31 protein-coding genes and 3 pseudogenes are annotated in these 26,462 nt (G+C 42.2%); 29 read left to right on the top strand and 5 right to left on the bottom strand.

The features are described 5' to 3' along the window. Window positions 1-27 precede the first annotated feature (27 nt). The 4 genes and pseudogenes from HDCHBGLK_RS13260 to HDCHBGLK_RS20075 form a co-directional block, all read right to left on the bottom strand. Window positions 28-1,227, bottom strand: a complete 1,200-nt coding sequence (locus tag HDCHBGLK_RS13260) for a hypothetical protein (protein WP_004607673.1) — start codon at window positions 1,225-1,227, stop codon at window positions 28-30. A 252-nt stretch (window positions 1,228-1,479) separates the two neighbouring features. Continuing rightward, window positions 1,480-1,845: a thioredoxin family protein gene (locus HDCHBGLK_RS13270; RefSeq protein ID WP_004607674.1), complete on the bottom strand. Its 366-nt coding sequence runs from the start codon at window positions 1,843-1,845 to the stop codon at window positions 1,480-1,482. 20 nt (window positions 1,846-1,865) lie between these two features. Beyond that, a pseudogene (locus HDCHBGLK_RS13275) lies at window positions 1,866-2,207 on the bottom strand (permease); the annotation flags it as partial. A 52-nt stretch (window positions 2,208-2,259) separates the two neighbouring features. After that, the gene (locus HDCHBGLK_RS20075; RefSeq protein ID WP_318586150.1) at window positions 2,260-2,712 is read right to left on the bottom strand and encodes a transposase; all 453 of its coding nucleotides are present in this window, start codon (window positions 2,710-2,712) and stop codon (window positions 2,260-2,262) included. Between HDCHBGLK_RS20075 and HDCHBGLK_RS13285 the strand changes: the two genes are divergently transcribed. The 22 genes and pseudogenes from HDCHBGLK_RS13285 to HDCHBGLK_RS13390 all read left to right on the top strand — a co-directional run bounded on the left by HDCHBGLK_RS13285 (window position 2,687) and on the right by HDCHBGLK_RS13390 (window position 18,310). Further along, a complete protein-coding gene (locus HDCHBGLK_RS13285) occupies window positions 2,687-3,355 on the top strand; it encodes a hypothetical protein (RefSeq protein WP_004607677.1) in 669 nt (222 codons plus the stop codon). The two genes, HDCHBGLK_RS20075 and HDCHBGLK_RS13285, sit on opposite strands and share 26 nt — an antisense overlap. A 15-nt stretch (window positions 3,356-3,370) precedes the next feature. Next, window positions 3,371-3,544 carry a hypothetical protein gene (locus HDCHBGLK_RS18835; protein WP_009249238.1) on the top strand — a complete coding sequence of 58 codons (174 nt, stop codon included), beginning with the start codon at window positions 3,371-3,373 and terminating at the stop codon, window positions 3,542-3,544. Window positions 3,545-3,676: 132 nt separating this feature from the next. After that, window positions 3,677-4,573: a hypothetical protein gene (locus HDCHBGLK_RS13290; protein ID WP_004607678.1), complete on the top strand. Its 897-nt coding sequence runs from the start codon at window positions 3,677-3,679 to the stop codon at window positions 4,571-4,573. A gap of 82 nt (window positions 4,574-4,655) precedes the next feature. Beyond that, window positions 4,656-4,874 carry a helix-turn-helix domain-containing protein gene (locus HDCHBGLK_RS13295; protein WP_004607679.1) on the top strand — a complete coding sequence of 73 codons (219 nt, stop codon included), beginning with the start codon at window positions 4,656-4,658 and terminating at the stop codon, window positions 4,872-4,874. A gap of 22 nt (window positions 4,875-4,896) precedes the next feature. Then, window positions 4,897-5,754, top strand: a complete 858-nt coding sequence (locus HDCHBGLK_RS13300) for a KilA-N domain-containing protein (RefSeq protein WP_004607680.1) — start codon at window positions 4,897-4,899, stop codon at window positions 5,752-5,754. Further along, window positions 5,751-7,422, top strand: a pseudogene (locus HDCHBGLK_RS13305) (recombinase family protein). Before HDCHBGLK_RS13300 ends, HDCHBGLK_RS13305 begins: the two are co-directional and overlap by 4 nt. A gap of 234 nt (window positions 7,423-7,656) precedes the next feature. Beyond that, window positions 7,657-8,220: a class I SAM-dependent methyltransferase gene (locus HDCHBGLK_RS13310; protein WP_154567883.1), complete on the top strand. Its 564-nt coding sequence runs from the start codon at window positions 7,657-7,659 to the stop codon at window positions 8,218-8,220. Between the two features lie 46 nt (window positions 8,221-8,266). Further along, entirely contained in the window at window positions 8,267-8,683 is a 417-nt protein-coding gene (locus tag HDCHBGLK_RS13315) for a DUF3795 domain-containing protein (protein WP_004607684.1), read from the top strand. A gap of 19 nt (window positions 8,684-8,702) precedes the next feature. Then, the gene (locus tag HDCHBGLK_RS13320; protein ID WP_004607685.1) at window positions 8,703-9,125 is read left to right on the top strand and encodes a DUF3788 domain-containing protein; all 423 of its coding nucleotides are present in this window, start codon (window positions 8,703-8,705) and stop codon (window positions 9,123-9,125) included. A 96-nt stretch (window positions 9,126-9,221) separates the two neighbouring features. After that, the gene (locus HDCHBGLK_RS13325; protein WP_002584636.1) at window positions 9,222-9,554 is read left to right on the top strand and encodes a transposase; all 333 of its coding nucleotides are present in this window, start codon (window positions 9,222-9,224) and stop codon (window positions 9,552-9,554) included. Then, window positions 9,551-10,459, top strand: a complete 909-nt coding sequence (locus HDCHBGLK_RS13330; protein WP_004608039.1) for an IS3 family transposase — start codon at window positions 9,551-9,553, stop codon at window positions 10,457-10,459. Before HDCHBGLK_RS13325 ends, HDCHBGLK_RS13330 begins: the two co-directional genes overlap by 4 nt. Before the next feature lie 450 nt (window positions 10,460-10,909). Beyond that, a complete protein-coding gene (locus HDCHBGLK_RS13340) occupies window positions 10,910-11,797 on the top strand; it encodes a carbon-nitrogen hydrolase family protein (RefSeq protein ID WP_004608041.1) in 888 nt (295 codons plus the stop codon). After that, the gene (locus HDCHBGLK_RS13345) at window positions 11,798-12,313 is read left to right on the top strand and encodes a GNAT family N-acetyltransferase (protein ID WP_004608042.1); all 516 of its coding nucleotides are present in this window, start codon (window positions 11,798-11,800) and stop codon (window positions 12,311-12,313) included. After that, the gene (locus HDCHBGLK_RS13350; RefSeq protein ID WP_004608043.1) at window positions 12,306-12,848 is read left to right on the top strand and encodes a CDP-alcohol phosphatidyltransferase family protein; all 543 of its coding nucleotides are present in this window, start codon (window positions 12,306-12,308) and stop codon (window positions 12,846-12,848) included. Before HDCHBGLK_RS13345 ends, HDCHBGLK_RS13350 begins: the two co-directional genes overlap by 8 nt. Window positions 12,849-12,852: 4 nt before the next feature. Next, window positions 12,853-13,215, top strand: a complete 363-nt coding sequence (locus tag HDCHBGLK_RS13355) for a VOC family protein (RefSeq protein ID WP_004608044.1) — start codon at window positions 12,853-12,855, stop codon at window positions 13,213-13,215. A gap of 35 nt (window positions 13,216-13,250) precedes the next feature. Further along, window positions 13,251-13,892, top strand: coding sequence for a DNA-3-methyladenine glycosylase I (locus HDCHBGLK_RS13360; RefSeq protein WP_004608045.1), 642 nt, complete (start codon window positions 13,251-13,253; stop codon window positions 13,890-13,892). A gap of 87 nt (window positions 13,893-13,979) precedes the next feature. After that, a complete protein-coding gene (locus HDCHBGLK_RS13365; RefSeq protein WP_039909955.1) occupies window positions 13,980-14,177 on the top strand; it encodes a hypothetical protein in 198 nt (65 codons plus the stop codon). Window positions 14,178-14,198: 21 nt separating this feature from the next. Next, window positions 14,199-15,296, top strand: a complete 1,098-nt coding sequence (locus HDCHBGLK_RS13370; protein ID WP_130574609.1) for a Fic family protein — start codon at window positions 14,199-14,201, stop codon at window positions 15,294-15,296. 642 nt (window positions 15,297-15,938) lie between these two features. Beyond that, the gene (locus tag HDCHBGLK_RS13375) at window positions 15,939-16,751 is read left to right on the top strand and encodes an alpha/beta fold hydrolase (protein WP_004608047.1); all 813 of its coding nucleotides are present in this window, start codon (window positions 15,939-15,941) and stop codon (window positions 16,749-16,751) included. A gap of 256 nt (window positions 16,752-17,007) precedes the next feature. After that, on the top strand, window positions 17,008-17,457 hold the full coding sequence (locus HDCHBGLK_RS13380; RefSeq protein ID WP_198524586.1) for a helix-turn-helix domain-containing protein: 450 nt from the start codon (window positions 17,008-17,010) through the stop codon (window positions 17,455-17,457). A 221-nt stretch (window positions 17,458-17,678) separates the two neighbouring features. Beyond that, on the top strand, window positions 17,679-17,984 hold the full coding sequence (locus HDCHBGLK_RS13385) for a type II toxin-antitoxin system RelB/DinJ family antitoxin (protein WP_004608049.1): 306 nt from the start codon (window positions 17,679-17,681) through the stop codon (window positions 17,982-17,984). Then, the gene (locus HDCHBGLK_RS13390) at window positions 17,981-18,310 is read left to right on the top strand and encodes a type II toxin-antitoxin system RelE/ParE family toxin (protein ID WP_004608050.1); all 330 of its coding nucleotides are present in this window, start codon (window positions 17,981-17,983) and stop codon (window positions 18,308-18,310) included. The genes HDCHBGLK_RS13385 and HDCHBGLK_RS13390 overlap by 4 nt, the downstream gene beginning before the upstream one ends. A 47-nt stretch (window positions 18,311-18,357) precedes the next feature. Here HDCHBGLK_RS13390 and HDCHBGLK_RS13395 read toward each other — a convergent pair. After that, window positions 18,358-18,897: pseudogene (locus HDCHBGLK_RS13395) on the bottom strand (terminase TerL endonuclease subunit); the annotation flags it as partial. 685 nt (window positions 18,898-19,582) lie between these two features. Between HDCHBGLK_RS13395 and HDCHBGLK_RS13405 the strand changes: the two are divergent. From HDCHBGLK_RS13405 to HDCHBGLK_RS13435, 7 genes are all read left to right on the top strand, one after another. Then, complete coding sequence (locus HDCHBGLK_RS13405; RefSeq protein ID WP_004608053.1) at window positions 19,583-20,242, top strand: zinc ribbon domain-containing protein; 660 nt, start codon at window positions 19,583-19,585, stop codon at window positions 20,240-20,242. A 163-nt stretch (window positions 20,243-20,405) separates the two neighbouring features. Beyond that, window positions 20,406-21,572 (top strand): sensor histidine kinase, encoded by a 1,167-nt coding sequence (locus tag HDCHBGLK_RS13410; protein ID WP_009249229.1) that lies wholly within the window; start codon window positions 20,406-20,408, stop codon window positions 21,570-21,572. Beyond that, window positions 21,565-22,272, top strand: coding sequence for a response regulator transcription factor (locus HDCHBGLK_RS13415; protein ID WP_004608055.1), 708 nt, complete (start codon window positions 21,565-21,567; stop codon window positions 22,270-22,272). Before HDCHBGLK_RS13410 ends, HDCHBGLK_RS13415 begins: the two co-directional genes overlap by 8 nt. A 163-nt stretch (window positions 22,273-22,435) precedes the next feature. Next, the gene (locus tag HDCHBGLK_RS13420) at window positions 22,436-23,392 is read left to right on the top strand and encodes a DUF368 domain-containing protein (RefSeq protein ID WP_004608056.1); all 957 of its coding nucleotides are present in this window, start codon (window positions 22,436-22,438) and stop codon (window positions 23,390-23,392) included. Further along, the gene (locus HDCHBGLK_RS13425; protein WP_004608057.1) at window positions 23,380-23,763 is read left to right on the top strand and encodes a glycosyltransferase family protein; all 384 of its coding nucleotides are present in this window, start codon (window positions 23,380-23,382) and stop codon (window positions 23,761-23,763) included. Before HDCHBGLK_RS13420 ends, HDCHBGLK_RS13425 begins: the two co-directional genes overlap by 13 nt. Window positions 23,764-24,096: 333 nt before the next feature. Then, the gene (locus tag HDCHBGLK_RS13430; RefSeq protein ID WP_004608059.1) at window positions 24,097-24,774 is read left to right on the top strand and encodes a response regulator transcription factor; all 678 of its coding nucleotides are present in this window, start codon (window positions 24,097-24,099) and stop codon (window positions 24,772-24,774) included. Further along, window positions 24,758-26,158 (top strand): sensor histidine kinase, encoded by a 1,401-nt coding sequence (locus tag HDCHBGLK_RS13435; RefSeq protein ID WP_004608060.1) that lies wholly within the window; start codon window positions 24,758-24,760, stop codon window positions 26,156-26,158. Before HDCHBGLK_RS13430 ends, HDCHBGLK_RS13435 begins: the two co-directional genes overlap by 17 nt. Window positions 26,159-26,462 lie beyond the last annotated feature (304 nt).

Genomic DNA, 26,462 nt, shown 5'->3' on the forward strand with positions numbered 1-26,462 from the left:
TTCCTCCGTTTCTCTCGTTTGCTCTCGTCACAGTTCCAGCACCATCGTCAATTTCTTCGGCAACTCGCCAAAAGGAATTTTCAAAATATGGCGGATGGCAGCTTTGGCAAAAACTTTCGTCTTACAAAAATCACCGTCAGCCAAATTTACAATTTCCGCACTCTCGCTTGGAAAGTCAAATTGTATTTTGCCCCATTCATCGTCCTCGTTGCTATACCGATGTATAGCTTTGTACTCGTAAGCGGTGAGGGCGATTTTTTTGTTTTTCTCAGTTAGCTTCAATTCTACAAGACCCAGAACACCGGCATCCACCAGAAGTCTCGTCAGCTTCTCCACGGTTTTCTTATAGAATTTTTCTGCACCGCTGGTGGTGCTATACTCATAGTCGGTTGCCATCTTTTCAAAAGAAGCTCGTTCCGCCCATGAGTCGACACGCCCGCATCTCATGCAGATGGCATTTCGCATTTCAAGGAAATCCTGCTCCTGGTAATTGAGTTTATGAAAGGCTGCTTGTACCGCATCTGCTCTGATGCCATTCCACAGGATCTCGGCATAATTCCAACTATCGTCACGGGTAACGTCCTCACCGGTTTCTTCGCCGTCCTCGTCCTGCATGGTGGAATAGAATGGCACACGACTTCGGTTTTGCCTTGCCAGCGTCAGATATTCGGCTGCAGTTTCCTCGGTGCAATTCTGCTCGGCGGCGTATTGGGTAATGACTTCCTTGGTGGTCTTGCCGGAATTGTTGTAAAGCCACGCACTGCCACGGGCGGCTTTGTATTCATCCAACGATTTGAATGAGCCTGTTTCTTCATAACGGCGACAATCCAAAAGTGTGTTGCCTATGAAGTGATGGGCATAGGTTAGGAAATCCGCCCCCTTGTCGGGATCGTAATTCTGCAAACATTCCAAGAGCGCAAGCACGACGCTGAGCTTGTAATCCATAAAGCGCAATGGGTCATATCGGTCGATGCCCTCGGTCAGCAGAAAACGGTACACTCGCTTGTTCAGCCTCGGCTCGTAGTGATGCAGAAAGTATGTAAAGTAGATCGGGTCATTTTCACGGATAGCGGAAACGATGTAATCATTGATGCTCTCCACCATGGGCGGCACAGGATCAAGACGGAAGATGCGCCCTGCCTGCCGCATGGTCATGGCTCCCTCGGGTACAGCGAATTTTGCTGTGCTGGCATATTCATCGGTATTCCAGAAGCGTTCTTCTGACATCAGCGGCGCACCTCCTCTCTGAAAATCAGTGTGTAAAAAAATCTTTAGAAAGCTGGAATTTTCACTTGCTCTCAAACCTCTTTTTCAAGGTTTCGTAATGATTTTTGTTGGACTTATCTCCGTTATTATCGGGGAATAAGCAGTACGGAAAACTGTCCGTTTCTCTGTGCTTAATGACACATTGGCAGCATTTTCCGTGGTTGGGGCAGGTCAGTTTGGGACAGATGCACTCCTTGACGTTCGGACATTCACTCATAGATATTTTCTCAAAAGGGTTTCAACCTCGGCTGATTTCAGTACCTTGCCGAACACAGCAACTTTTTCATTTACCACGATTGCGGGCATAGACATTACACCATAAGCCATTACTTTTTCCATATCGGTTACATACTCAACCTCAACAGACAAGCCCATATTGGCAACTGCGGTCTTTGCATTTTCGTATTGGTCGTGGCAGGATTTACAGCCTGCACCTAAAACCTTGATACAGCAAATACCCTCAACGGCTTCACCGTAGCAAGAGTTTGTGTTTTCAACGGGTTCCTGTGCTTCACAACTGCAGGAGCAACAACAGGATTTCTTTTCTTCCTTTTTCTTTCCAAAATTAAATAGTGCCATAATGACAACCTCCTATATTTTTATAAAATTAAGCCTTGAATCGCATTAAAGAAATAGCCAACGATAATAATTCCGGCAGCGCAGATGCCGATAAAGATACCGAGCAGTTTCGGCTTGATTGCCTTTTTCAGCATAATCATTGACGGGATGGACAATGTTGTGACACCCATCATAAAAGCAAGGACAACACCGAGATTTGCGCCCTTTGCCAAGAGTGCTTCTGCAATCGGGATTGTACCGAAGATGTCAGCGTACATCGGGATACCGACAATGGTTGCAATAATAACACCAAAAGGATTGCCTGTGCCGAGAATTTTGACTATCAAATCTTCGGGTATCCAGTTATGGATAAATGCACCGATCCAGAAGAGCGAAAACAACCGTTTCAGCCGAGCAGACCTTGAAAGCAAACTGCTAATGGTGGATGACGACATGGACATGAGCGCCTTCGTCTATGAAGCTTAAGAATGCTGGTGTGGATGGATATCCTCTGTCCATGACAACTAAATATGGATATCTGTCACCTATAGTATCCTTTATTCCCTTTAGCTGTTCCTGGGCTACTCGCATTTCATCAAATTTAACAGTATTAATACTACTTTCCAGTATAAAGCGATTGAGAACATCATAAATACATCCTAATCCAATCTGAGCACATGGTTTTCCTCCCCTTACCGAAGCACTGCCATATTTTTCTACAGTTTCGTTAGTGGTTGGAATATTTATATCTGATCCATCGGCCGCAAGAACTAAAAAGCCTTTGTAGGTATATGGCTCGATTTCTAAATCTTGATAAAAGTTTTTATTGTGCTCTTGATAAAGATACTTAAAGGCGTCTGGATTGGATGAGAAAGGAAAAACGCTGATTTCAGCAAAGGGAAAGACGGTTTTGAAGCCCTCTTATAGTGTGTTGCAGGATGATTTTTTCCATGCGATGCGTGCTGCCGGATACACCGATGTGGAACGTGGGGAGCGTGGCAGTACCGAGGAGCATTTGACCGTGACACAGTTTAAGGTAGCACAGGAGCAACAGCGATTGGAAGATATCACTGCACAGGTGGAGAAATCCCAGCAGACATTAGCAAAAGCGGATGCCGCCAAAGAGAAAAAAGAAAAAGAATTATCGGCTCTTGAAGAAAAGACTAAGGTAGCAAAGCAAGAAGCCTTGATAATCATGGAAATTGAATCCATGGGAAAGAAAACACTTACCGGAAATATTACTATGACACAGGCGGAGTGCCGCACACTAAAAGAGTATGCAGTCAGTAGCTTTGCAGAAAAAGCAGAGAAACTGAAATACAAGCAACAATATGAGCAGGCAACAAAAGAAGCCCATATTTGGAAAAAGAAATATATCAATCTGAAAGAAAAAGCCCAGCCTTATCTGGATGCACTGGAAATTGCATCGGAAAAGGTTCGGGCTTTTCTTTCTGTCATCCTCGCAAGAGGAAAAATGGAACCTGAAAGAAAACAGCCAACCCATAGTCGTAAAAGAGATATGGAAATTTAATGGAGGAATTGCCTATTGAGTAAATATTATGATGATGCAAGATATAATGCGGCATTTGACCGTTGTGTGGATGTAATGACCCGATTGATTCAGAAATACGGTCATCAGGTCTTAGAGGAAGAGGATGTTCAGACAATGACAGAGCATCAGGGAGAGGAGAAGCAGTCGATTATTGATAAGGCTGCTTAAAAGTTGGATTACACGTTGCGTATTTACAAAAAGCCATGCTATAATGAATACGCAACGTGGTATTTTTTTCGTTGTGGGGAATTTGACGAAACTAATTATTAAAAAAATTAACCTAAATTGGAGGTATATTTTATGAATACGATGGATAATATCGAGCTTATTAAACAAGCGTACTCTCTTATAAAGAATGAATACACTTTTCATAAAAGTACGATGTATTTACAAAATTCGATTTGGGATGGAGTATCTGGAGATGACCATCTCAAATTAGATTATAAGTTAAAAGCTATTCGACAGGATTTTGCTAAAATATTGGTTATAATGAACTCCATCAATACAACATATTTGAAATATCAGCAGGATGAATTTGATGCATCTTATTTTTCGATGATGAGTGAGCAAGCAACAGAAGAATTAGGGTGCTTTATTGAATACTTATTTGCAAAATATCGTGTTTTATTAGAATATATTCAGCAAATTATGGAAATTTGTATTCCACCTCAATTCAATGATACTCAGAAAAATGAGTATATCAAGCTAAAGAAAGCCCACACTAAATATAAATTTTTGTTAAAATATGTAGCTGAAAATATTGAAGATTCAAGTGGTGTGTTAAATATGGAGTGGTTTCAAAATATTCGGATAGATAGAGATTTTATAATTCATGATGGTGCTACTTGCCTTGTTTTTGGGGATAAAGAGAATTTATTATTTAAGGTCATGACTACAGACGCATTGGATAAAGAAGATGTCGAACCTGACATGTTTTATTTAAATGCTAACGGATTAATTTACTATGTACGTTATTGGGGTCTGCAGATTTCGAAATTAATTATTTTTGCTGAAATGATAATGCAATTTTTAATCAAAATTGGTAATATGCCTGTGGGTAAAAAGGAACAAATAGATTGGAGTTTGTCAAAAGGCAGAAATAGATTTATCGATAGTGACGGAACAGAACTCAATGATAAACAGGATGTTTTAGATGAAATGCTGAAAAACTTAATCAGTATGGAAATTTTGTCCTGAAATTCGAATTTACAGGATATAGGAAAAGGAAACATTTAAGCAAGTATAAGACTCTCCCATAAGGAGGAAATGTAGGAGAAAAATGGATTGCAAAACGAAAATTAAAGAATTAAGAGAATTGACGGGTATGAACCGTAAAGAATTTTGTGAATATTTTCAGATTCCGTATAGAACGGTCACAGAGTGGGAATTGGATAATCGTCATGCACCAGAATATGTCTTACGGTTGTTAGAATATTATATCCACATGGAAAATATTACAAAGAAATCAAAAGAGGAAATAGAAAAAGAGGATATTTGAAATACATAATGAGGAGGATGAAATGGCTAAGAAAACGGTAAAGGAAACGATTCATGCCAAAGGAATAGACATTGGCATTTATACATCTGATTTTCAAAATGAATACATTTCATTGACGGATATTGCAAAATATCGTAATGAAGATGACCCTCGTTTTGTAATTCAGAACTGGATGCGTAATCGAAATACAGTTGAATTTCTTGCAGTATGGGAAGAATTACACAATCCGGATTTTAACCGTGTGCAATTCGAGGCGGTTAGAAGTGAAGCAGGGTTAAATCGCTTTGTTATGACACCTACAAAATGGATTGAAACAACAAATGCTATAGGAATTGTATCGAAAGCAGGACGTTATGGTGGTACATATGCTCATAGTGATATAGCAATGGCTTTTGCAACATGGATTTCACCAGAGTTTCAGTTGTATATTATGAAGGACTATCGGCGACTGAAAGAAGATGAAAATAGCCGTTTGTCATTGAATTGGAATCTTAATCGTGAAATTGCAAAAATTAACTATCGTATTCATACAGATGCCATAAAGGAAAATTTGGTTCCACCAGAGCTTACACCAGAACAGATTTCTTATACCTATGCCAGTGAAGCTGATTTGCTGAATGTGGCATTGTTTGGTAAAAGAGCAAAGCAATGGCGTAACGAGAATCCGGAAAAGAAAGGTAATATTCGTGACGAAGCAAACTTGAATCAGTTATTAGTATTGGCAAATATGGAAAGTTATAATGCTATTCTGATTGAACAGGGAAAAATACAATCAGAAAGATTGATTCTTTTGAGAGAATTGGCGATTAAGCAGATGCAGACCTTGTCAGCAATCAATAATACAGCATTGGCAAGATTACCGGGAGGAGATGTGGATTGAAAAGAAATGTAAAATGTTATATTTATACCCGTGTTTCTACTGCTGTACAAGTAGATGGATACAGTTTAGATGCCCAACGTGATAAGCTACGGAAGTATGCTGCATACGAAGATATGATTGTTGCCGAAGAGTATTCTGACGAAGGCTTTTCTGGAAAGAATATTCAAGGGCGACAGGAGTTCCAGAGGATGTTAAATGACATTCAGGAGAATAAAGATGGTGTTTCCTATGTTCTTGTATTTAAGCTCTCCCGATTTGGTAGAAATGCGGCAGATGTTCTAAATTCTTTACAGCTTATGCAGGATTTTGGAGTGAATCTGATATGTGTGGAAGATGGTATTGATAGTTCAAAGGATGCCGGAAAATTGATGATTTCCGTATTATCCGCTGTTGCAGAAATTGAGCGAGAGAACATTCGTACTCAAACCATGGCAGGTAGGGCAAAAGGCTCGTGAAGGGAAATGGAACGGTGGTTTTGCCCCTTATGGCTATAAGTTGGAGAATGGAAATCTTGTCATTGCAGAAGATGAAGTAGAAGTTATCCGAGTGATTTATGACCGTTATATCCATACAAATGAAGGTGTTGCAGGAGTTGCAAAGTATCTGAATCGTAACGGTTATATAAAGAAACTGAGACAGAATAACACCATACCCGGATTTTCAAGCAATTTTGTAAAGGATGTGTTGGACAATCCTATTTATATGGGGAAAATAGCTTATGGCAGACGAAGAACCGAAAAGAAGCAAGGAACACGAAACGAGATGCACGTAGTAGAGCAATCGGAGTTCAATGTTTATGAGGGGCAGCATGAAGTTATTATATCCGAGGAAGATTGGGCATTGGCACAGGAGAAGCGAAAACGCAATGCTTTCAAAAGGGAAAAGGTCAATAACCCAGACCACGCACATATTTTGTCGGGTATCTTAAAATGTCCTTGTTGTGGTAAAAACTTGTATGGTAATATCGCCAAGGCTCATAGTAAAGACAATAAAACAAGATATTATTACTATTGCAAGAATACAGTCACACCAACAGGGCATGAGTGTAGTTTCCGATTAAACATTGAGCAGACAGAAATCAATAAAATGGTAGCAAAGATTATTTCTGCTATGGTAAATAAGCCACGATTTGTAGAAGCTATCAAAGCGAAGATTGGAACGGCTGTTGATACGGTAGACATGGAAAAGCAGCTTGATGTTTTGAAAGGGCAATTAAAGCAGGCATTTGGAACAAAAAGCCGAATAGAGTGTCAGATGGATACCTTGGATATTAACGATGCTCATTACGATAGAAAAATTTTAGACTTGCAGAGACGTTATGATGAACAGTATGATACCATAGAGGAAATCGAAGGGCAGATTGGAGAACTGCAAGGACAGATTCGCAGTATTCAGCAGGAAAAAATATCCGGCGATAATATCTATCAGCTTTTATTGGCATTTGATGAAATCTATGATTCTGCAACAGAGGTAGAGCAAAAAGAATTTATGAAAGCCTTTATTGAGCGAATTGATATATTCCCGGAAAAGAGGAAAGATGGCTGTTGGATAAAGAATATCGTATTCAATTTTCCTGTTCCGGTTGATGGGAAAGAAGTAAAAGAACTTCCCTTGGAATACGAAACAACTGTCGAGACGATCTGCTTACTGTCGAGAAAGGCCCGATAAATCAAAGGATTTCGCTATTATGGGAATAAAATAGATGTGTATTTCTGTTTCCGAAGAGTGATGATATAACAGAAGGTTTACCCCAGGGGATAGGCTTTGGGGAATATCCAAAAGCATGTTCCTATTATGGACGGTATATCATAAATGTAGTAAACTAAACTTACCAGAAAACAGAATTTCGGAGGAATAGCGGTGGGGAAAAAGACGGAACAGTCTCAAAAAGTATATAATGAGATGGCGTGGGAATATGATTCTGCCCCGGAGGGCAGATACACAAGACCCCATAAAGAAGAAATTATTAAAAAGGCAGCGCTCAGGGATGGAGATAATATTCTGGACGTTGCCTGCGGAAATGGATATTTGCTTGGAGAGCTTTCCAAAAAGGCGAGAGTCAATGCTTTTGGCGTAGATATTTCTGAAAATATGATTGCCTCTGCCAGAGAAAGATACCCGGCATGTACATTTACGGCGAGTTACTGTATTCCTCTCAGTTTTGAAAATGAGAGTATGGATGTCATAACGGTGTCTTGTGCATTTCATCACTTTGAAACACCCCAGGTCTTTGCCAATGAATGTATGCGGGTATTGAAGAAGAATGGAAAAGTCCTTATTGCTGAACCATTTTTTTCTCCAGTGGTGCGTTGGCTTGCCAACACGGTAGTATTTCCATTTTCCAAAACAGGTGATGTGAGGGTGTATAGCCAAAAGGAACTTCAATTATTTTTTGAATCGGCTGGATTTACTGATATTGAATCGTACACAACAGGTACAGTGTTATTTTTTTCAGCAAGAAAATAAATAACAATTCGCTGGATTGTAAAGAGATAATAGGAGCTGATTGCAAATGAAGATGCCAGAAAAGATAGAGCCTGTCATGTTTGCCCCCTGTGGGATGAACTGCCTGGTTTGTTATAAGCATTGTTATCATAGAAAGCCATGCGCAGGCTGCCTGAAAAGTGACCAGGGAAAACCAGAGCATTGCCGGAAATGCAAGATTAAAGATTGCGTGGCAAAGCGGCAGATTACATATTGTTTTGAATGCCCTGAATATCCCTGTAAGCAGATAAAGCGGTTGGAAAAAAGTTATAATATCCGCTACCATGCCAGCTTGATGGGAAACAGCCAAATGGTAAAGGAGCAGGGAATGGCCGGATTTCTTGCACGGCAGAAAGAGAAATATACCTGCCTGGAATGTGGAGGAATTATTTCAATCCATGATGCAGAGTGCAGTGAGTGCCAATACAAGCTAAGTGATAAATAGAAGCATAGGGAGAACTGAGATGATTGATATAAAAGATATAAGCCATGCGCCGTCGCTTGGGGAAATTGGCGCTTATATTGGATTTCCGTTATTTGATACGTTTTGTCAATACATGGATACGGAATATAAAGCAATCCGTAAAATCGAATATAGTAAGGATGTCTGGGCGCGCGGGTGGAATGTAAAATTTAAAAAGTCTGGGAAATCCCTATGTGTTGTCTATCCGAAAGACGGATATTTTACAGTTCTGGTTGTGGTGGGCAATAAAGAGAAGGAACATGTGGAAAATCAACTTCCGCACTTATCGGAGGAAATCCAGGAGTTGTATCAGAATACAAAAGAAGGTAATGGACAAAGATGGTTGATGATTGACGTGCATTCAGATGATTGTGTTTATGGAGATGTATTGCAGCTTATCCATATTCGTAGAATCAGTAAATGAAAATTGACACAAACATGAGTGGTGTGGTATAAAAAAGTTGACAGCTTATTCTCAAGGATTTCATAATAAAACCAAGAGAATAAGGAGGTATTTAAAGTGGCACGTAAATATGACCATGAATACAAAGTACAGGCAGTAAAACTTGCCAAAGAAATCGGTGGCGCTAAGGCGGCTAAAGAACTAGGTATCCCTGAAGGAACCATGCATACATGGCTGAAAGCCGTAAGAGCTGGTAAGTTGGATATTGGGGAAGGTTCTCATACCCCTGCCAGCGCAATGAGCCTGTCAGAAGAGATTACCATGCTGCGTAAGCGGGTTAAGGAGCAGGATAAAGAAATCCGCCGCCTGAAGGAAGAAAACGAATTTTTGGAGGAAGCCAGTGCTTTTTTCGCCGCCAGCCGTCGGAAGTCAGCAAAAACCAGAGAATGATCTTTCTGGCTTTGAAAACAGAGGACGGCAGGATGACCGGGAAAATTTCATTTTACTGCCGGATGCTTGGTGTCAGTCGGCAAGGCTTCTATAAATATCTTGCAAACAAAGACCGTCCCTGGAAGTACCAGGATCTGGCGGATGCCATGAAAGAGACTGCCAGCGAGGATGAATGTAACGATACTTACGGACGGCTCCGAATGTATCAGGCGCTGTGCCTGAAGCAGCCGGAGGGAGTATCAATTCCCAGCGAGAGAACCGTATACCGGGTTATGGAGCAGATTGGCCTGATCCATCGGCCAAAGCGAAAACCGAACGGAATTACAAAGGCAGACCGGGAGGCTATGAAATCGGATGATTTGCTGAAGCGGGATTTTCATTCAGATGCCCCATCGAAAAAATGTATTACAGATATCACGGAGATCCCGGCATCCAATGGGAAACTGTATGTATCTGCGATTTTCGACTGCTTTGATCTTAGTGTCCTTGGTCTGGCAATGGAAACAACCATGAAAGCAGATCTGTGTATCCATACACTGGAAAGCGCCCTGACTGCTTATCCTGCACTGGAAGGCGCGATCATCCACAGTGACCGTGGAACCCGGTATACCAGTGAGGCCTACCGCCAGACCATCCGGAAGTACCACATCCATCAAAGCATGAACAGTGCCGGAGGACGCTGCCATGATAATGCCCGCTGCGAGAGCATGTGGGCCAGAATGAAGACGGAACTTCTCTATGGCCGTTATGACACAAAGCAGATGACGGTAGAGGAATTAAAAGTACTCATTTGGAGATATTTCCACAGTTACTGGAATAACCGGAGGATCTGCTCTGCCAATGGCGGGCTTCCTCCTATGATAAAACGCAGGAAGTATTATGAGGATTTGGAACTGGCAGCATAGTCAGTGATATCCTTGAGAAAAATGTGTCAACTAATATTGACAATATCAATAGCAGAAATACAGATTTATGAGGAACGCAAACCCAATGGTCAGTGGCTTAAATCAATTCGGTTTAAGCTGCCGATTATTGAAAATGATTTGAGCATAGGTTTGGACAATGGTGAACACGTTGAGACGGTAGTATTGATGTCAAGGGTCAAGGATTAAAGTGTGCGAAAATCCTTGAAATCAGGCCCTTTTCGGCTTTCGCCAGCTTTGAGAGAGACCGGGTGGACAGACGCTTGGCGGTAACATATCAAAGCGCATTTGAGGCAAAAATGTGATAGGGTCGGGTTGCCGGTTTAGATGTCAGGGGTTGAGTTGCCAGATTAGATGTTGGGTAGGTTGTGGCTATGGATTAGATGTCAAGGCCGAGACTGAATAATATAGGATTTGTGGAGGTGAGCAATCATGAGGATATTTGCTTTGCAGCTTGATAATGACATTAAAGGTATAAAAGTCAGAAAAGAATATATCGAATCTCTGATTGCCATCTTGCCGTCGCCGGAATTTGTTGTCCTCCCTGAATTGGCAATTTGCAGTTATATGGCAAGTCAGAAAGTCTGGGAATATGCAGATGATTGCGGACGGGATACCGCAGCGTGGGCAATACAGATGGCTCAAAAATACGACACCTATGTGGGAGTCGGATATTTGGATAAGGAAAACGGAGATTACTATAACCGTTACATGATTGTCAACGCCGATGGCGTTTGCGGCATTGTCACAAAGTCCGAAGGAGAATCTGCCATCTTTAAGCGCGGTAATTTTGATAATCTGATAGAAACACCGTTCGGGAATGTCGGCGTAGCGATTTGCTATCATTCCCGGAGAAAACACTTCTACGACAATATGAAAGATAAGCAGGTATCGCTTATTCTCTTTCCACACGGTTCTCCGGCTGATCCTTCAAAAGCTGATGATGAAATAGCGACAAATGATTATTTCTGCGGATGTTATGCAGAAGCTTTTGAGACTCCGGTAGTTTATGCTAACAGCATCGGTGCACTGGAATATATGCCGGGAAAAATGGGACGGATGATGAAAAAAGCAGGCTTTCGCATGAATGGCAGAACGAAAATATACGGGAGTGATTGTAAACAGATTCCGTGCGAGATCCCGGAAGCGGTCGGTATAGAGACGGATCTTGTAAATAAGAGCCGTAAGTCTGATATCAGGTTTTACGGCGAAGATATCAATAAAGGAAACTGGTTCTTCCGCAAATTCATACTTGAACCAGATACAAAAAACGGCATCAGACAATATGAGCAGGGAAAAAATAAGGAGAACGATAGATAGATGTTGCTGGAAACCGAAAGATTGATGCTGCGGGAAATGAGCCAAGCTGACTTTGACGCGCTGTATGCCGTACTCGCTGATTCTGATATTATGGAGCACTATCCATATACTTTTGATGAAGAACGTGTACGCAACTGGATTCGGAAAAACGAGGAACGCTACAGCATATTCGGGTTCGGGCTGTGGGCAGTTTGCCTGAAAGACACCGGTGAGATGATCGGTGATTGCGGGTTGACCATTCAGAATATCAACGGAAGCTTCAAGCCCGAAATCGGTTACCATATCCGCAAAGACTGTCAGCGAAAAGGTTACGCAAAAGAAGCGGCTGCGGCCGTCCGCAACTGGACATTTGAACACACTCCGTTCCGCTTCGTATATTCCTATATGAAAGTTGCGAATGACGCCTCATCAGCAACGGCAAGGGCAATCGGTATGCAAAAACTTGATGAATACGTTGATAATGAGAATGAGCTTACCGTGGTATACGGTATTTCACGGGAAACGACTGATGAATAGATTGAAAGCTGCAAATGCTATTACTTCAAGTAGAATCGTGTTTGCTCTGCTGATTCTGTTTGCCCCTGTTTTCTCAGTTCCGTTCTACGTTTTTTATTTTCTGGGCGCTGCCACTGATATGGCAGATGGGATCATAGCGAGAAAACTGAATCAGGAATCATCTTTCGGAGCAAAGCTGGATACAGTTGCGGATCTGGTATTCGTCATTGCTGTCCTTATAAAAATAGTCATGAACGTGATGGTTCCTACATGGCTATGGATATGGACGGCGATTATTGCCTTGATAAAACTGATCAATCTCATATCCGGATTTGTAGTCTGCCGCAAATTTGTGGCTGTCCACTCGATCATGAATAAGATAACCGGCGGCATCATGTTTTGTCTGCCACTCTTTATTGGCCTTAAGCTGCCACAGGAAGTGATTTCCGGTATATGCATCATCGCCTGTGCAGCAGCGACATTTGCCGCAATTCAGGAGGGGCATTATATCAGGACGGGCAAAGTAACTGAGCAGCAAATCAGAAACGAGAGGTGATAGGATGAAGCTGAAGAATGTATTGATTGTGGTGAAGGATATCGAGAAATCGAAGAAGTTCTATCACGATTTGTTTGGACTTGAAACGGTGCTGGATAATGACGGCAATATGATCCTGACTGAGGGGCTTGTTCTTCAGGAGGAAAAAATCTGGAAGGACTTTTTGGGGGCGGGTACGATCCCGCAGAATAACACAAGTGAACTCTATTTTGAGGAGCCCGATATCGAAGCGTTTGTTGATAGGCTTGAGAGATACTATCCTTCGGTTCAGTATGTGAACCGATTGATGACGCACAGCTGGGGTCAGAAAGTAGTGCGCTTTTATGATCCGGATGGGAACCTGATCGAAGTCGGGACACCGGTGTAACGGGGAGAGTATAAATAGCGGACTCAAGATGTCTAATGACGATTTTGAATCTCGTTGGAGCGCAGATTAAACATAACAGGATTCTCCTCATAAAATATCACAACGAGGAATGGGGTGTCCCACTCCACGATGACCAGAAGCAGTTTGAATTCCTCATGATGGAGGTCATGCAGTGCGGTTTGAACTGGAACATGATGATGGAAAAGCGTGAGATATTTCGGACTTGCTTCGAGAACTTCGATTATGACAAGGTCGCCGAGTACGGAGAAGCTGACATTCAGCGCATCTTGGACACACCGGGCATGATCCGATCCTGCAGGAAGATTGAGGCTGTAATCAATAACGCGAGATGCTTCCAGCAGATTCGTGAGGAGTACGGCAGCTTTTCTGACTACATTTGGAGCTATTCGGGCGGCAAGACCATTCTTTATAACAAGCACGCAGACGGGTGGATTCCCGCCAGCAACGGTTTGTCAGAACGGATCAGTAAGGATCTGAAGAAGCGAGGTTTCAAGTACATGGGTGAAATAACCGTTTATTCACACCTGCAGGCTTGCGGTATCATCAATGACCACGGATCAGATTGTCCGTGCTACAGAAGAATCAATGACAGCCACCCGACGGTAAATAAGCGCCGGGACAAGGAAAAGAACGTCGTCTACTATGGAGACAGGTAAACCTTTTAAGGTTTCCTAAACAATTTAAGGATTGCACACTTTTTAAGGATTGCCTGTTAGGGGTTTCGGAAAGGAGGCACAGCCGGAATGAGTACAGCGACAGCAAGAGCATATCAGCCGTATTTCGCAGGCCGGTTTATGCCCTCTGAAAAGCGAAAGAGCCCGCAGAATAAGGCTTTCTACGGGCATCGGGACACATATTCGGGAAAAGCACATTGTATCAAAGATAGCGTCTTGTTAGACGACACCTGCGGGAGCGGTGGTTTCCGTGCGGGTGCAAATTAAGAATTAGTGAGGTGAGGTCACATGGACAAAGATCCTTTTAAGGAGTATATCAAGGAGTCCGAGCCGGACAAGCGGGACAAAGGTTATGCTTGGCATACAGCCATTGGCCTGCAGGCGGTTGATGGACTCAAGACATCGGAATATCTGGTGCGGACGGCTGTCCGGAATATCGAGGGCGAGATCACATTTGAAGAAGCAAATGAACTCCTGCAGTCCTACTACAAGGAAAATCCTGCCCGTGATGCATCTGACCGCACTGAGGAGGCAGATAAGGTTTCCGCGAGGATTGCAGCACTTCTTTCTGAGCGAGCTTTCAGTTTTACGCCGAATGAGTATCTTTCTATCCATAGAAAGCTGTTCACCGGGATCTATTCTCACGCAGGCCGGATTCGGGATTACAACATTACGAAGAAGGAATGGGTGCTGAACGGCGCGACCGTACTCTACGGCAGTGCCACGGAGCTTCGGGCAACATTGGATTATGATTTTTCCGAAGAGAAGAAGTTCTCTTATAAAAATCTGTCGATGGACGAGATCATTCATCACCTTGCTTATTTCGTTTCCAGACTGTGGCAGATTCATGTTTTCGGCGAGGGCAACACCAGAACGACAGCGGTATTCTTTATCAAATATCTGCGCACGCTGGGCTTTGATGTGACAAACGATATTTTTGCCGAGAACGCATGGTATTTCCGTAATTCGCTGTTCAGGGCAAACTACAACGATCTGAAAAACGGCATTCATGAAACGACAGAATACCTTGAGACATTCCTCCGCAATCTCCTGCTGGATGAAAACCATCCGCTGCATAACCGGACATTGCATATCAGCGGAGCATTTGGCGAGCCTGAAAAAGTGAACATTGACGAAGAAAAAGCGAACATTGGAAAAGAAAAAGTGAACATTGAAGATGTGTTCACAGCAAAGACCGCTTCGCATATTCAGGAATTGAGAGAGAAACTAGGCCAGCAGGCCGTTTTCGGCAGATCGGATGTTCAGAATGCACTTGGGCTGAAGCCAACGAGAAGTTCCGCGTTGCTGCGTGAGATGGCAGAGCACGGGATCATCGAGCCGGTCTCTGGGCACGGAAAAGGAAAGTATCGTTTTCGGCAGCAGTAGGGTTGAGGCGATGGGATTTCAGACTTGTTCCCGTCGAGCGAAGTCTTGAAGCGATCGGCGATTTGTCCGGACTGCATATAATAGGTAGAACAGCGGGTGTTGACCTGTTTCCGCTAACGAGCGCGGTCGTGAAAATGGCGATTTTCGGGTAAAAATGCCCTTGGAGCAATTCCCGTTTACAGACGGGCTAAATTTGACATCAATTCGGAGCAATCGAGCCATGTTGAGACGGTAGTATTGATGTCAAGGCGAGACACATAAGAGGCTCGAAAGCCCTTGAGCACTTTCCGGATTCCGTCAGCTTCGAGAGAAGTCAGCTGGACAATCGCTCTGCGGTAACTTATCAAGACCAATTTACGGCCAAAATGTGACAGGGTTGGGTTGCCGGATTAGATGTCAGGGGTTGAGTTAGCGGATTAGATGTTGGGCAGGTTGTGGCTGCGGATTAGATGTCAAGGTCGGGAAGGGTTGAAAATAAAGGAATTGTGGGTGAGCAAATCAGACTGATGGAGGTAGATTGGCTGGAACCTGATACGCAACTAAAGTTTACAAAAGTCATATAAATATGTCGCGTTTGGTTGGTGGAGTCTACACGCGCCCTTGGGTATAATTAATATAGAAACTATCGAAAGAGGGTGCGAAATGAGAGTGATAAAAATCATTTTAATTATTATTCTGATAATTGCTGCCGTAGGTACGATAGTATTCAGTATATATTGGTATCGTAACATCCATTGGTATAATAAATATGAGAAGGCTTTGCATGAGGTTCACGCTACAGAAAAGCAGATTACATTACCGACCGGAAGCATCATCAATTACGGAGAGGTTGAAAATGATAAACCGCCACTTCTCCTGATTCACGGACAGATGGGCATATGGGAGGATTATGCGCTTGTCATGCCTGAACTAGGCAAAAAATGGCATATTTATGCTGTTGATGTATATGGACACGGAGAATCATCACACGATGAAAGTCTCTATTATCTCGGCGTGAACGGTGACGATCTGATCTGGTTTATCAACAATGTCATCGGCAAGCCTACAGTTGTTGCCGGATATTCCAACGGAGCTATCACGGCAGCATATGTTGCGGCATACGGCGGTGGCAACATTGCGGGTGTGGTGCTTGAAGACCCTCCGGTATTTTCAACCGAGGGAGAAGGCTGGGAGGACAGCTTTGCCTATAAGGATACGTACAAGCCTTTGCATGATTACAATAAGTCGGATAAGACGGAGTGCTGGGAAGCTTATTACCTCCGTCACTGCTACTGGGGGCAGCTGTATATGAAAAATGCAATGCCGGGTATTGCTGATTATGCTCAGAAATATCATGACAAGCATCCTGATGCGGCTGTGAAGATTGGGTATCTGCCTTCTTCTATTTGGTATGTGTTTGAATATGCCATAGAGTATGATTTTGCATATGGAGAGCGTTTCTATGACCTGAGCTGAAATCATGGCCTCAGGCACGAGGATATCCTGTCGGATATTGAAATTCCATGCGTGTACATTCACGCGAAGGAACAGGTGGATGATAATGGAACATATCTCTGCGCTGCTTCCCGCGAGCAGGCTGAGCGTGCCGTTTCTTACATCGGAGATAATTGCAGCCTGTTGGAGACGGATACAAGTGATCATGTAATTCATACCGTTCATAGTGATTTCTATATCCAAGCCGTTAATACATTGCAGAAATGAGGATTTTGATTTGCTGAAAGAGAATCTGATCATGCTGCGAAAATTGAAAGGTTTTTCGCAGGAGGAAATTGCTGAAAAGATAGATATTTCCCGTCAGGCATATGGTAAATGGGAGAGCGGAGAGACAATACCGGATATAGAGAAGTGTGCCTTGCTGGCCGAAGTATATGGCATCACCATCGACAGCTTGATTCGTGAGTACCAGGTAGAGAATACGCCTATGGCACCGGCTCCGGAAGGTAAGCATATTTTCGGAACCGTTGCAATAAGTGAGCGCGGACAGATTGTTATTCCAAAGGAGGCACGGGAATTGTTCGGATTGACCGGCGGGTGTAAGATGGTAATCCTTGGAGATGAAAAGGAAGGGTTAGCGTTGGTCAGAGCTGATAAATTTGAGAAGAGAATAAAAGATGTTCTGACGAATGCTGGAATGGATACCAATATTGAAAAAAGCAAATGATGTTATTAAACAAAGAGAGCAAGCCGCCCCATAGGTAAATCCCATGGGCGACTTGCTCTTATTCTGTAATATTGATGCTGAGACCGGATTTGAACTCGACCGTGAAGTGGTCTGCCTCAGTGGGCGTATAAAATTTAAAGTTTTGTCACAAAATATCTTTTGCAAATGCTTGCAATCGCAAGCGAAAGCGAATATAATATAAGAAAAAAGGAGGCGATACTATGGCAAACACATCCGCTGTATATGCAAGAATAGATACCAATCTTAAGGATACCGCTGAAGGAATTCTTTCTCAGCTAGGCATTTCTCCATCAAGTGCAATTCAGATGCTTTATAGTCAGATTGTACTGAAGAAGGGCATGCCGTTTGATTTACGTCTTCCTTCTTCAAAACCTGTCGCTGTCGGTGCAATGACGAAAGAACAGCTTGATGCAGAACTCCAAAAGGGTGTTGATTCTATCAAAGCAGGAAAAGTATATTCTGCAGATGAAGTTGATGCAGCACTTGCGAAGGAGTTTGGTATATGACGGAAAATTATACAGTCAGCTACTCTGGGGATGCACTTAATGACCTAAGAGAAATCTACACCTACATTGCAAATGAACTTCTTGTTCCGGAGACCGCCGCTGCTCAGGTGGGGCGCATCCGAAAAGAGGTTCTTTCCTTGGATTTCATGCCTGCACGCTACGCATTAGTCGAATGGGAACCGTGGCATTCTATGGGAATGTACCAGTTTCCAGTGAACAACTTTATTGTGTATTATCTGGTCGATGATGAAGCAGGAACTGTTACAGTAGTCCGTGTCTTCTACGGTGGTCGTGACATCGAAGGAATCGTAAATTCACATGAGTAATGAGTAAACAGTAGTGGAGCTTTTGCGTAAAAACAAAGGCTCCATTTTTATATGAACAAGATTCCTCTGTCATCATAAACAGAAGCACCGGTATTATTTCCACAGCGAATGGCACGGTCGAGCCCCATGATGGTCGCAACAGCACCGTCGATTTTTTCTGTGGATTTTTCTTTGTCTGCTTTTACGTTTCCTGCCTGATCAGCACGGATATAAATGTTATCCATCATCCAGCGAAGTACCGGATGACCGCCGTGAGCCAGCCTTTGCTCCAGCGTCAGTTTCATGAGCTCTTTTGTCGGAAGTGACATGTCCTTAAAGATCTGACCAAAAGGAACAACAGTAAATCCCATGCCCTCAAGGTTCTGGACCATCTGGACAGCGCCCCAGCGGTCAAAGGCAATTTCACGGATATTGAAACGTTCTGCGAGCTGTTCGATAAATTTTTCAATGTAACCGTAGTGGACGACATTTCCTTCTGTAGTCTCAAGGTAGCCTTGGCACTCCCATATATCATAGGGCACATGGTCACGCCGGACTCGGAACTCAAGCGTATCCTCCGGTATCCAAAAATACGGAAGGATGCAGTGAATATTCTGAAGTGGCGGAGCCACTCAATCTCATAGGATAGAGCCAGCGAATCCGTTATCGGGAGCCAGCCGTCCGATGGCGGGAGCCATAACCTGTGTCGTGGCTCCCGATAGGATGATTTAGTTCTTAATCATCCCTTTCCTTTGTCGCATGGAAACATCTCCGTCAATCCGCATGGTATAGGCAGATGGTATGATGCGATCCAGGATAGAATCGGCAAGGGTACTGCCGCCTCTATGGCATCATGATGCTGCAACATCTTGATGCCTGGGAAATGCCGTCAGTCGAGGCATTTCAAAAATCATTAGGGTTAGCCGCCTAACAAGAATATCTTAAACGGCTTTATATGATTTTTCAAGACATAGTACCCGCTATGTCTAATGTTTATGTCCATTTCTCGCAAATTTCTTTTCCTGCACGATATTCAGTTGTCAATTTCCAGTAACTTTCCAGCTATTTCGTACCGATGCGTTACTGGTTTGCTGTGATTTCAGTTTACTGGAAACAGATGGGGAACACATTGAGCGTAAATTGAGGGGGAATTGAGCAAAATAAGAGATATGTTTTGTGGACTGTTACGCAGATTTAAAGACGTGATTGTTTAGATTTTGTTTAACTTTTATGGAGTTGTAGTTTAGTATTGCCTGTTATACTGGATTCATCAAAACGAGAGGAGCGTACATTATGAGCAAGATTCATGAAAGAATAATGAGGATGAATACTGGTAAACATTTAAAGCAAATAATTATTGCAGTGCTTTGTGTTCTGCTGATTGGAGGTGGATTATCCGCTGTCATGCTTCGTACTCAAATCGGTGAGGTAGTTACTACTGTACAGAAATGGGATGATGAAGAAGGAGATAAATCGGAAAAGCATAAAGATACGAGAGAAGAACAGGATGGTGAGAAATTCAATTCACAGTTTGAAAACGATTATGAGGGCGAATTTGACGATATAGATTATTTCGATCATATAACAGAACCATCTCCGGCTGCCAAGGTAGTTGTAGGTCTAACAGGTCTTTTGGGTACGTTGTTGACAATTGCATATTGGATTCTGGTTGCGGCATGGCTTTATCAACGGGCAATACAGGCGGATATGAACGGATTGCTCTGGTTCCTTTTGGGAATAGGCGGTAACCTTGGTGCAGTGGTTGTGTTTCTTGTAATACGCGGCATATTTCGTGAAAAATGTCCGTCCTGCGGAAAATGGCAGAAAGAATCCATATTTTGCAGAAAGTGCGGCGCAGCCGTAAGTCAGGTGTGCTCAGATTGCGGTCAGACTTGCAGAAATACGGATAAATTCTGTGGAAGTTGTGGAAGAAAATTGAAGGATGAGAAATAAGGGATTCCATGAATCCTATTAGAAAACAGTGCTTTGCTTTACGGAATATTTGAGATATAATAAATCGTAGCGGAGTTCCTATAGGACAGAAGCATATTGCAGAATAAATTTCAAGGGAAGGGAACAGGCAGATTCTCTTCCCTTAAAGGTGGTTATAAAGGATATGGGAAAAGAAAAGAGAACAGTAAAAAAGAAAATCTTTTATTCGAATACGTTGATGGTGCTCGTTACACTGCTGATTTTTCTTGCAGTAAATCTTGTAATAGCAAAAGTCTATATAGAAATAATTGAACAGGACTTCCGGGAAAGTATTACATGGAGTGACAACGAAGAAGATTTAGAGGATGTTTTGCAGGAACTGACGGTTTATAAAAATGCATTCATTTTCCTGTTGCTGCTGGACGGAGTGATTTGTATTGGTGTGTTGCTGTTTATCAGTCAATTGTTTACCAGAAATTTAACAAATCATATCCTGAAGCCACTGAATGAACTGGCAGATGGAGCCAACCGTGTGAAAAATGGTGATTTGACAGTTCCCATTGCGTATCAGGGAGAATCGGAGTTTGAGGATGCCTGTCATACATTCAATAATATGCAGTCCCATATACTTACAGAGCAGGAGAAAAATCGAAAATATGAAAAGGCTAGGACTGATATGGTAGCCGGGATTTCCCATGACCTTCGGACACCGCTTACGGCTGTTCGAGGTACTATTAAAGGACTGATGGATGGAATCGCTTCTTCACCGGAGCAGCAGAAGCTTTTTTTGGAGACGGCATATCGAAGAACAGGAGACATGGATGCACTTTTACAGAGACTTTTCTATTTTTCCAAGATGGAAACAGGAAATATGCCGCTGCATATGGAAAAGGTAAACCTGGCTGTATTTGTGAATCGTTATGTCAGAGGGAAACAGGATGACCCGAAAAAAATAGAACATTCTATTTTGGCAGATGTCGGGGAAGATATTTGGGCAACGGTTGACCCGGAACAGATGCAGAGAATTCTGGATAATCTGTTGGAAAACAGTTTGAAATATGCTGAGGCAGATGAACTGAGAATTAAGGTGGAATTGAGTAAGAAAGAACAGACAGCACATTTGGTTTTCTTGGATAATGGACAAGGTGTTTCGGAAGAAAAACTCTCCCATATTTTCGAAGAATTTTACCGGTGTGATGAATCCAGAAACCGGAAAGAAGGAAATGGGCTGGGACTTCATATTGTGAAATATCTTGTGGAAGCTATGGGTGGAAGCGTTTATGCAGAGAATCTGGAGGGATTGGCTGTTCACATAATTTTTCCACTGGCAGAGGAGAATGAGAATGGGTGAGAAACGAATTTTAATTGTGGAAGATGATGCGGATATCAGCATGATAGAAGAAGCGTATCTGAATACAGCCGGTCTGGAAACAAAAATCGTATCCGAAGGATCTCAGGTTGTTCCATTACTGGAAAAAGAACGCTTTGACCTGATTCTGCTTGATTTAATGCTGCCGGATAAAAGCGGATACGAGATTTGTAAGGAAATCAGGGATAAACTGGATATTCCAATCCTTATGGTGACAGCCAGAACGGAATCTGTGGATAAACTTCGTGGATTCGGGGCCGGAGCAGATGATTACATCTCCAAGCCTTTTGATCCTGCAGAGCTTGTGGCAAGGGTGAATGCGAACCTCCGTCAATATGAGCGCAGCCGGTTCGGAGCAGCCAAGAAATCAGAGAAAAATCCGGATGAAATTGTCATTGGAGATCTGCGAATTCTTACGGAAGGCTGGAAGGTTTACAAGGGCGAGAAAGAAATTCGCTTTCCCAACAGAGAATTTGAACTTCTGCAATTTCTTGCGATGAATCCGAATATTGTTTTTTCAAAAGAGCAGTTATTTGAAAAAATATGGGGTTATGATTATGTTGGTGACAGTGCGACTGTTATGGTGCATATCAATCGGATTCGGGAAAAAATAGAGGATGACAGCAGGAAACCTAAAATATTGGAAACCGTATGGGGCGCAGGATACCGGCTGAATAAATAAGAGGGAAATGTTTACAAATCTGGGAACAGCAATCGGAATGCTTTTGATTACTTTTGGGACAATCCTTTTAGCAATCGTTTAGAAATTGTTTAGAAAAACACCTTCTGTTTGTTTAAGGTAGATTGTTAAGATATCTATCAAAATCAGACAGGAGGTTTTTTTGATGTTAAAGGAAGGAATAGAAGGATTTTGTATGGCACTGGCTGACAGTGTGCCAGGAGTATCGGGTGGAACAGTGGCATTTATTATGGGATTTTATGACCGTTTTATCGGTTCGATCAATAATATTGTTTTCGGAAAGGCGGAAAAGAAGAAGGAAGCAGCAAGTTATTTGCTCAGGCTTGGTGCAGGCTGGGTAATTGGAATGGCTCTTGCGGCATTGGCACTTTCTTCTTTATTTGAAAGTCATATTTATGTGGTCAGTTCACTGTTTATTGGATTCATTGCGGGAGCTATCCCGCTGATTATAAAAGAGGAGAAGGAGAATTTTTATAAGATTGGAAAAGGTGTATTGTTTCTGATATTGGGAATTCTCCTTGTTGTAGGGATTACCTGGATGAACGGAAAAATCGGTGGTACATCTGTTAATCTTTCCAGTTTTTCCATGGGGCTCGGTTTGAAATTGTTTCTGATTGGGATATGTGCAATCTCTGCTATGTTCCTGCCGGGGATTTCCGGTTCAACATTGCTTTTAGTGTTTGGAGTCTATATGCCAGTCATTACTGCAATTAAGGGAATCCTTCATTTGGAACTTTCCTATTTCCCATCACTTGCTATGTTTGGAGGAGGCATTCTTGTGGGAGCACTTACAGTAGTGAAAATCATTAAGTTGTGTCTGGAGAAGTTCCGGGTGCAGACTGTGTATTTAATTCTTGGTATGATGATCGGGTCATTTTATGCAATTATAATGGGGCCTACGACTTTGGAAAATGCAATGCCTGCAATGAGCCTGAATAGTTTCCAGGTGATTTCATGCATTCTTGGATTTATAATGGTTTTAGGAATGCAGATGATGAAAGAGCGGAATGATAACTTATCCAAGAAAGCCTCTGGGATTATGATGTGGTGGGAATCATGGACGGGGACGGTCAGCATCAGGTACAAGATATGGAAAAACTGATTTTGAAGGCAAGATCCTGCGGCAAATCATTGATTCTGGGAACTAGACAGATTTCTGAAAAGATGCCGCTCCGTTCCCGGTTTGGCAATACGATCACGAGAAATATATTTCGTTTAATGACGGGGACTGCAGTTAGTGATACACAATCCGGTCTGCGGGCATTTTCAAGTGAAATGAACCGTGAGTTTTGCGAGGTTTCTGGAGAACGTTATGAATATGAAACGGAGGTATTGCTTTATTGTGTAAAACAGAAAATTCCGATTGTGGAGGTTCCGATTGAGACAATTTATCGGGATAAAGAGAACAGCACCTCCCATTTTCGTGTAATACGGGATTCTTTCCGTATATATAAGGAGTTTATAAAAGAATAGATCCCGTGGAGATTTTCAAAGTTCACAGCATTTCCTTTTCCAGTTTTCTCCTGGCTGGGTCTATTCTTATCATGAATAACCTGATTTTGGAAGAGTTCATATTCGTACTCCATCTTCCAATCCATCCGGCAAAGTTTTTGACAGAGTGTATATTGTTTCTTATTAGCTGGTTTGTGCAGAACAAGGTGATTTTCGGACAGAAAAAAATGTTTACATTCAGAACGGCAAAAGAGGTAAAAGGTTATCCACAAGAAAATAATAAAAATCTTATCTTTTCTACACATAAAATACAAAGTTGCATGATAATATATGTACATTTAAGGAGATGAAAGCATGAAAACGATATTGATAATAGAAGATGACCTTGATATACAGGAGATGCTGCAATTCTTCTTAGAGGATCAGGGGTATCAGGTGCTTGCGGCAGAAAACGGAATTGACGGTGTTACCGCATTTAGAAAGGGAAACCCGGATCTGATTCTATTGGATATTATGCTTCCTAAAATGGATGGTTATACTGTATGTGAGATGATACGTCAGGAATCGGAGATCCCAGTTATTATGATTAGCGCATTAGGAAGCGAGGAAGACCAGCTAAAAGGTTTTGAACTGCAGATTGATGACTATATCCCAAAACCTATTTCACTTCCAATCATGATGAAAAAAATAGAGGCTGTAATAAGGCGGTATGAAAATAAAGGGCTGGAAAAAAAAGAAGAGCTACATTATAAAGAAATGACATTGATGGTTGATAACTACCGGGTGAAGGTTGGAAAGAAGGACATTAATCTGACGCAGAAAGAATATGAAATCTTGAAGGAATTATTGGAGAATCAGGGCAGGGTCATTAGCAGGGACAGCTTCTTGAATAGGTTGTGGAGATATGAATATGTAGGGGAAGAGCGTGCTGTGGACAACCATATTAAGAATCTCAGAAAAAAATTAGGAGATGCCGGGAACTATATTGAGACAGTAAGGGGAGTAGGATACCGAGTTGAAAAAATATATTAAAGAGCACTTAGGAGTTAAAATATTTTTATTGACAGCTGTTCTGTTACTGACTGTAAGTGGGCTGGCCTATGGAATGGTAGCTTTTGGGGTATCCAAGAGCTATTTGGCAGAGTTGGATGACAGCCTTGATAAATCCACACAAAATTTAGTGTCACAATTATCAGAAGTGTCCGAGCAGGAGATGGGAACCATGCTGAAAATGTTTGCTTTAGAATACAGCCTTTCCATTACGTTAATGGATGAGAATGGAAAAGAGTTACAATCGTTCGGACAGATTGAATACAAGCTGGATCCGAAAACAGACAGCGAGAAATCCCAGATAAGCAAAGGGATAACAAAAACCTATTTTGTGGATAGAAAGGAGGGTTCTGATTACCAGATACTGATATTTGGGACGAAACAACGGACAAATGCTGCTTTGGATTCCCTAAACAGGATTTTGCCTGCTTTAATCATCATTGCTTTTTTAATCTCGCTCATAATTGCTGTGTTTTACAGCAGGTATGTGACTAACCCTATATTAGTGTTAAGCAGGGCATCAAAAAAACTAGCTGATCTGGACTTCCAAATACAGCGTCCCGTTAACCGAAGCGATGAAATCGGCATATTGGGGGAAAATCTGAACCGCCTGGCAGAAGGACTGGAGGAGGCACTGGATGAGCTAAAAGAAAAAAACCTGTTGCTGCAGCGGGACATTATGCGTGAGAAGCAAATGGAGCAGCAGCAGCTGGATTTCTTTTCTGCAGTTTCACATGAACTAAAGACCCCTGTTACTGTTCTGAAGGGACAATTACAGGGAATGCTTTATAGAGTCGGCGGGTATAAGGACAGAGATAAATACTTAAGACGTTCCTATGAAGTTGTAAATTCCATGGATGACATGATCAAGGAAATATTGTCAGTTGCCAGGATAAAGTCTTCCGGGTTTGCTCTGAGCAGGGTTACAATAGCTTTAGATAAAATAGTACAGGGGGTTATTCATAACTTAGAGGATATAGCCATTAATAAGGGGCTACAGCTGCACATTGAACTTTTAGAACAAGCGGGCGTGACTGTTGACAAGGCACTTTTTGAAAAAGTAATTAGTAATTTGATTGGGAATGCAATTAAGTATACCCCAGACAATGGCAGCGTTTGGATTCGTATTTTCAGGGAAGGGGGAAATATTATCTTTTCAGTAGAAAATGAATCTGAAAACATACCCGAAGCGGAAATCCCCCAATTATTTGATGCATTTTACCGAAGAGATAAGTCACGAAGCAGGAAGACAGGTGGAAGCGGCCTTGGGCTTTATATCGTTAAAATGATTCTGGAACTCCATGGCTTTGCGTATCAGTTTTATAATACAGAGCATGGTGTGGCAATAAAAATCATATTCAGTTAAAAGCACGGACAGGTTATCGCAGACGAATCGTTTGCGGCAGCCTGTTTTTTGTGCAATGAGTTAGGGAGAAACAGAGCTACACATAAACTACACATAAAATACGCAGTAAACTTATAATACGCAGGTATATTAATATGCAGAGAGGAGGAAATGATGTCCAGGAGAAAAAAATACGCAGTAATAATGGTGTAAACGAAGGGGTAGTTCATTGGAATGCCAAAACTGCTTTTTCGTTTACCCCATCATCGATTCTAACCTAAAGAATTTACAAGCCATAATTTTACTGGGCTGAAGATTCCGAGTG

The sequence above is a fragment of the [Clostridium] scindens ATCC 35704 genome (assembly GCF_004295125.1).
GTDB lineage: Bacteria > Bacillota > Clostridia > Lachnospirales > Lachnospiraceae > Clostridium_AP > Clostridium_AP scindens.

What these genes read in the sequence shown, in the direction of transcription:
- HDCHBGLK_RS13260 (WP_004607673.1), bottom strand. Translation starts at nt 1,227, where the DNA reads ATGTCAGAAGAACGCTTCTGGAATACCGATGAATATGCCAGCACAGCA.
- HDCHBGLK_RS13270 (WP_004607674.1), bottom strand. Translation starts at nt 1,845, where the DNA reads ATGGCACTATTTAATTTTGGAAAGAAAAAGGAAGAAAAGAAATCCTGT.
- HDCHBGLK_RS13290 (WP_004607678.1), top strand. Translation starts at nt 3,677, where the DNA reads ATGAATACGATGGATAATATCGAGCTTATTAAACAAGCGTACTCTCTT.
- HDCHBGLK_RS13295 (WP_004607679.1), top strand. Translation starts at nt 4,656, where the DNA reads ATGGATTGCAAAACGAAAATTAAAGAATTAAGAGAATTGACGGGTATG.
- HDCHBGLK_RS13300 (WP_004607680.1), top strand. Translation starts at nt 4,897, where the DNA reads ATGGCTAAGAAAACGGTAAAGGAAACGATTCATGCCAAAGGAATAGAC.
- HDCHBGLK_RS13310 (WP_154567883.1), top strand. Translation starts at nt 7,657, where the DNA reads ATGGCGTGGGAATATGATTCTGCCCCGGAGGGCAGATACACAAGACCC.
- HDCHBGLK_RS13315 (WP_004607684.1), top strand. Translation starts at nt 8,267, where the DNA reads ATGAAGATGCCAGAAAAGATAGAGCCTGTCATGTTTGCCCCCTGTGGG.
- HDCHBGLK_RS13320 (WP_004607685.1), top strand. Translation starts at nt 8,703, where the DNA reads ATGATTGATATAAAAGATATAAGCCATGCGCCGTCGCTTGGGGAAATT.
- HDCHBGLK_RS13330 (WP_004608039.1), top strand. Translation starts at nt 9,551, where the DNA reads ATGATCTTTCTGGCTTTGAAAACAGAGGACGGCAGGATGACCGGGAAA.
- HDCHBGLK_RS13340 (WP_004608041.1), top strand. Translation starts at nt 10,910, where the DNA reads ATGAGGATATTTGCTTTGCAGCTTGATAATGACATTAAAGGTATAAAA.
- HDCHBGLK_RS13345 (WP_004608042.1), top strand. Translation starts at nt 11,798, where the DNA reads ATGTTGCTGGAAACCGAAAGATTGATGCTGCGGGAAATGAGCCAAGCT.
- HDCHBGLK_RS13350 (WP_004608043.1), top strand. Translation starts at nt 12,306, where the DNA reads ATGAATAGATTGAAAGCTGCAAATGCTATTACTTCAAGTAGAATCGTG.
- HDCHBGLK_RS13355 (WP_004608044.1), top strand. Translation starts at nt 12,853, where the DNA reads ATGAAGCTGAAGAATGTATTGATTGTGGTGAAGGATATCGAGAAATCG.
- HDCHBGLK_RS13360 (WP_004608045.1), top strand. Translation starts at nt 13,251, where the DNA reads ATGACGATTTTGAATCTCGTTGGAGCGCAGATTAAACATAACAGGATT.
- HDCHBGLK_RS13365 (WP_039909955.1), top strand. Translation starts at nt 13,980, where the DNA reads ATGAGTACAGCGACAGCAAGAGCATATCAGCCGTATTTCGCAGGCCGG.
- HDCHBGLK_RS13370 (WP_130574609.1), top strand. Translation starts at nt 14,199, where the DNA reads ATGGACAAAGATCCTTTTAAGGAGTATATCAAGGAGTCCGAGCCGGAC.
- HDCHBGLK_RS13375 (WP_004608047.1), top strand. Translation starts at nt 15,939, where the DNA reads ATGAGAGTGATAAAAATCATTTTAATTATTATTCTGATAATTGCTGCC.
- HDCHBGLK_RS13385 (WP_004608049.1), top strand. Translation starts at nt 17,679, where the DNA reads ATGGCAAACACATCCGCTGTATATGCAAGAATAGATACCAATCTTAAG.
- HDCHBGLK_RS13390 (WP_004608050.1), top strand. Translation starts at nt 17,981, where the DNA reads ATGACGGAAAATTATACAGTCAGCTACTCTGGGGATGCACTTAATGAC.
- HDCHBGLK_RS13405 (WP_004608053.1), top strand. Translation starts at nt 19,583, where the DNA reads ATGAGCAAGATTCATGAAAGAATAATGAGGATGAATACTGGTAAACAT.
- HDCHBGLK_RS13410 (WP_009249229.1), top strand. Translation starts at nt 20,406, where the DNA reads ATGGGAAAAGAAAAGAGAACAGTAAAAAAGAAAATCTTTTATTCGAAT.
- HDCHBGLK_RS13415 (WP_004608055.1), top strand. Translation starts at nt 21,565, where the DNA reads ATGGGTGAGAAACGAATTTTAATTGTGGAAGATGATGCGGATATCAGC.
- HDCHBGLK_RS13420 (WP_004608056.1), top strand. Translation starts at nt 22,436, where the DNA reads ATGTTAAAGGAAGGAATAGAAGGATTTTGTATGGCACTGGCTGACAGT.
- HDCHBGLK_RS13425 (WP_004608057.1), top strand. Translation starts at nt 23,380, where the DNA reads ATGGAAAAACTGATTTTGAAGGCAAGATCCTGCGGCAAATCATTGATT.
- HDCHBGLK_RS13430 (WP_004608059.1), top strand. Translation starts at nt 24,097, where the DNA reads ATGAAAACGATATTGATAATAGAAGATGACCTTGATATACAGGAGATG.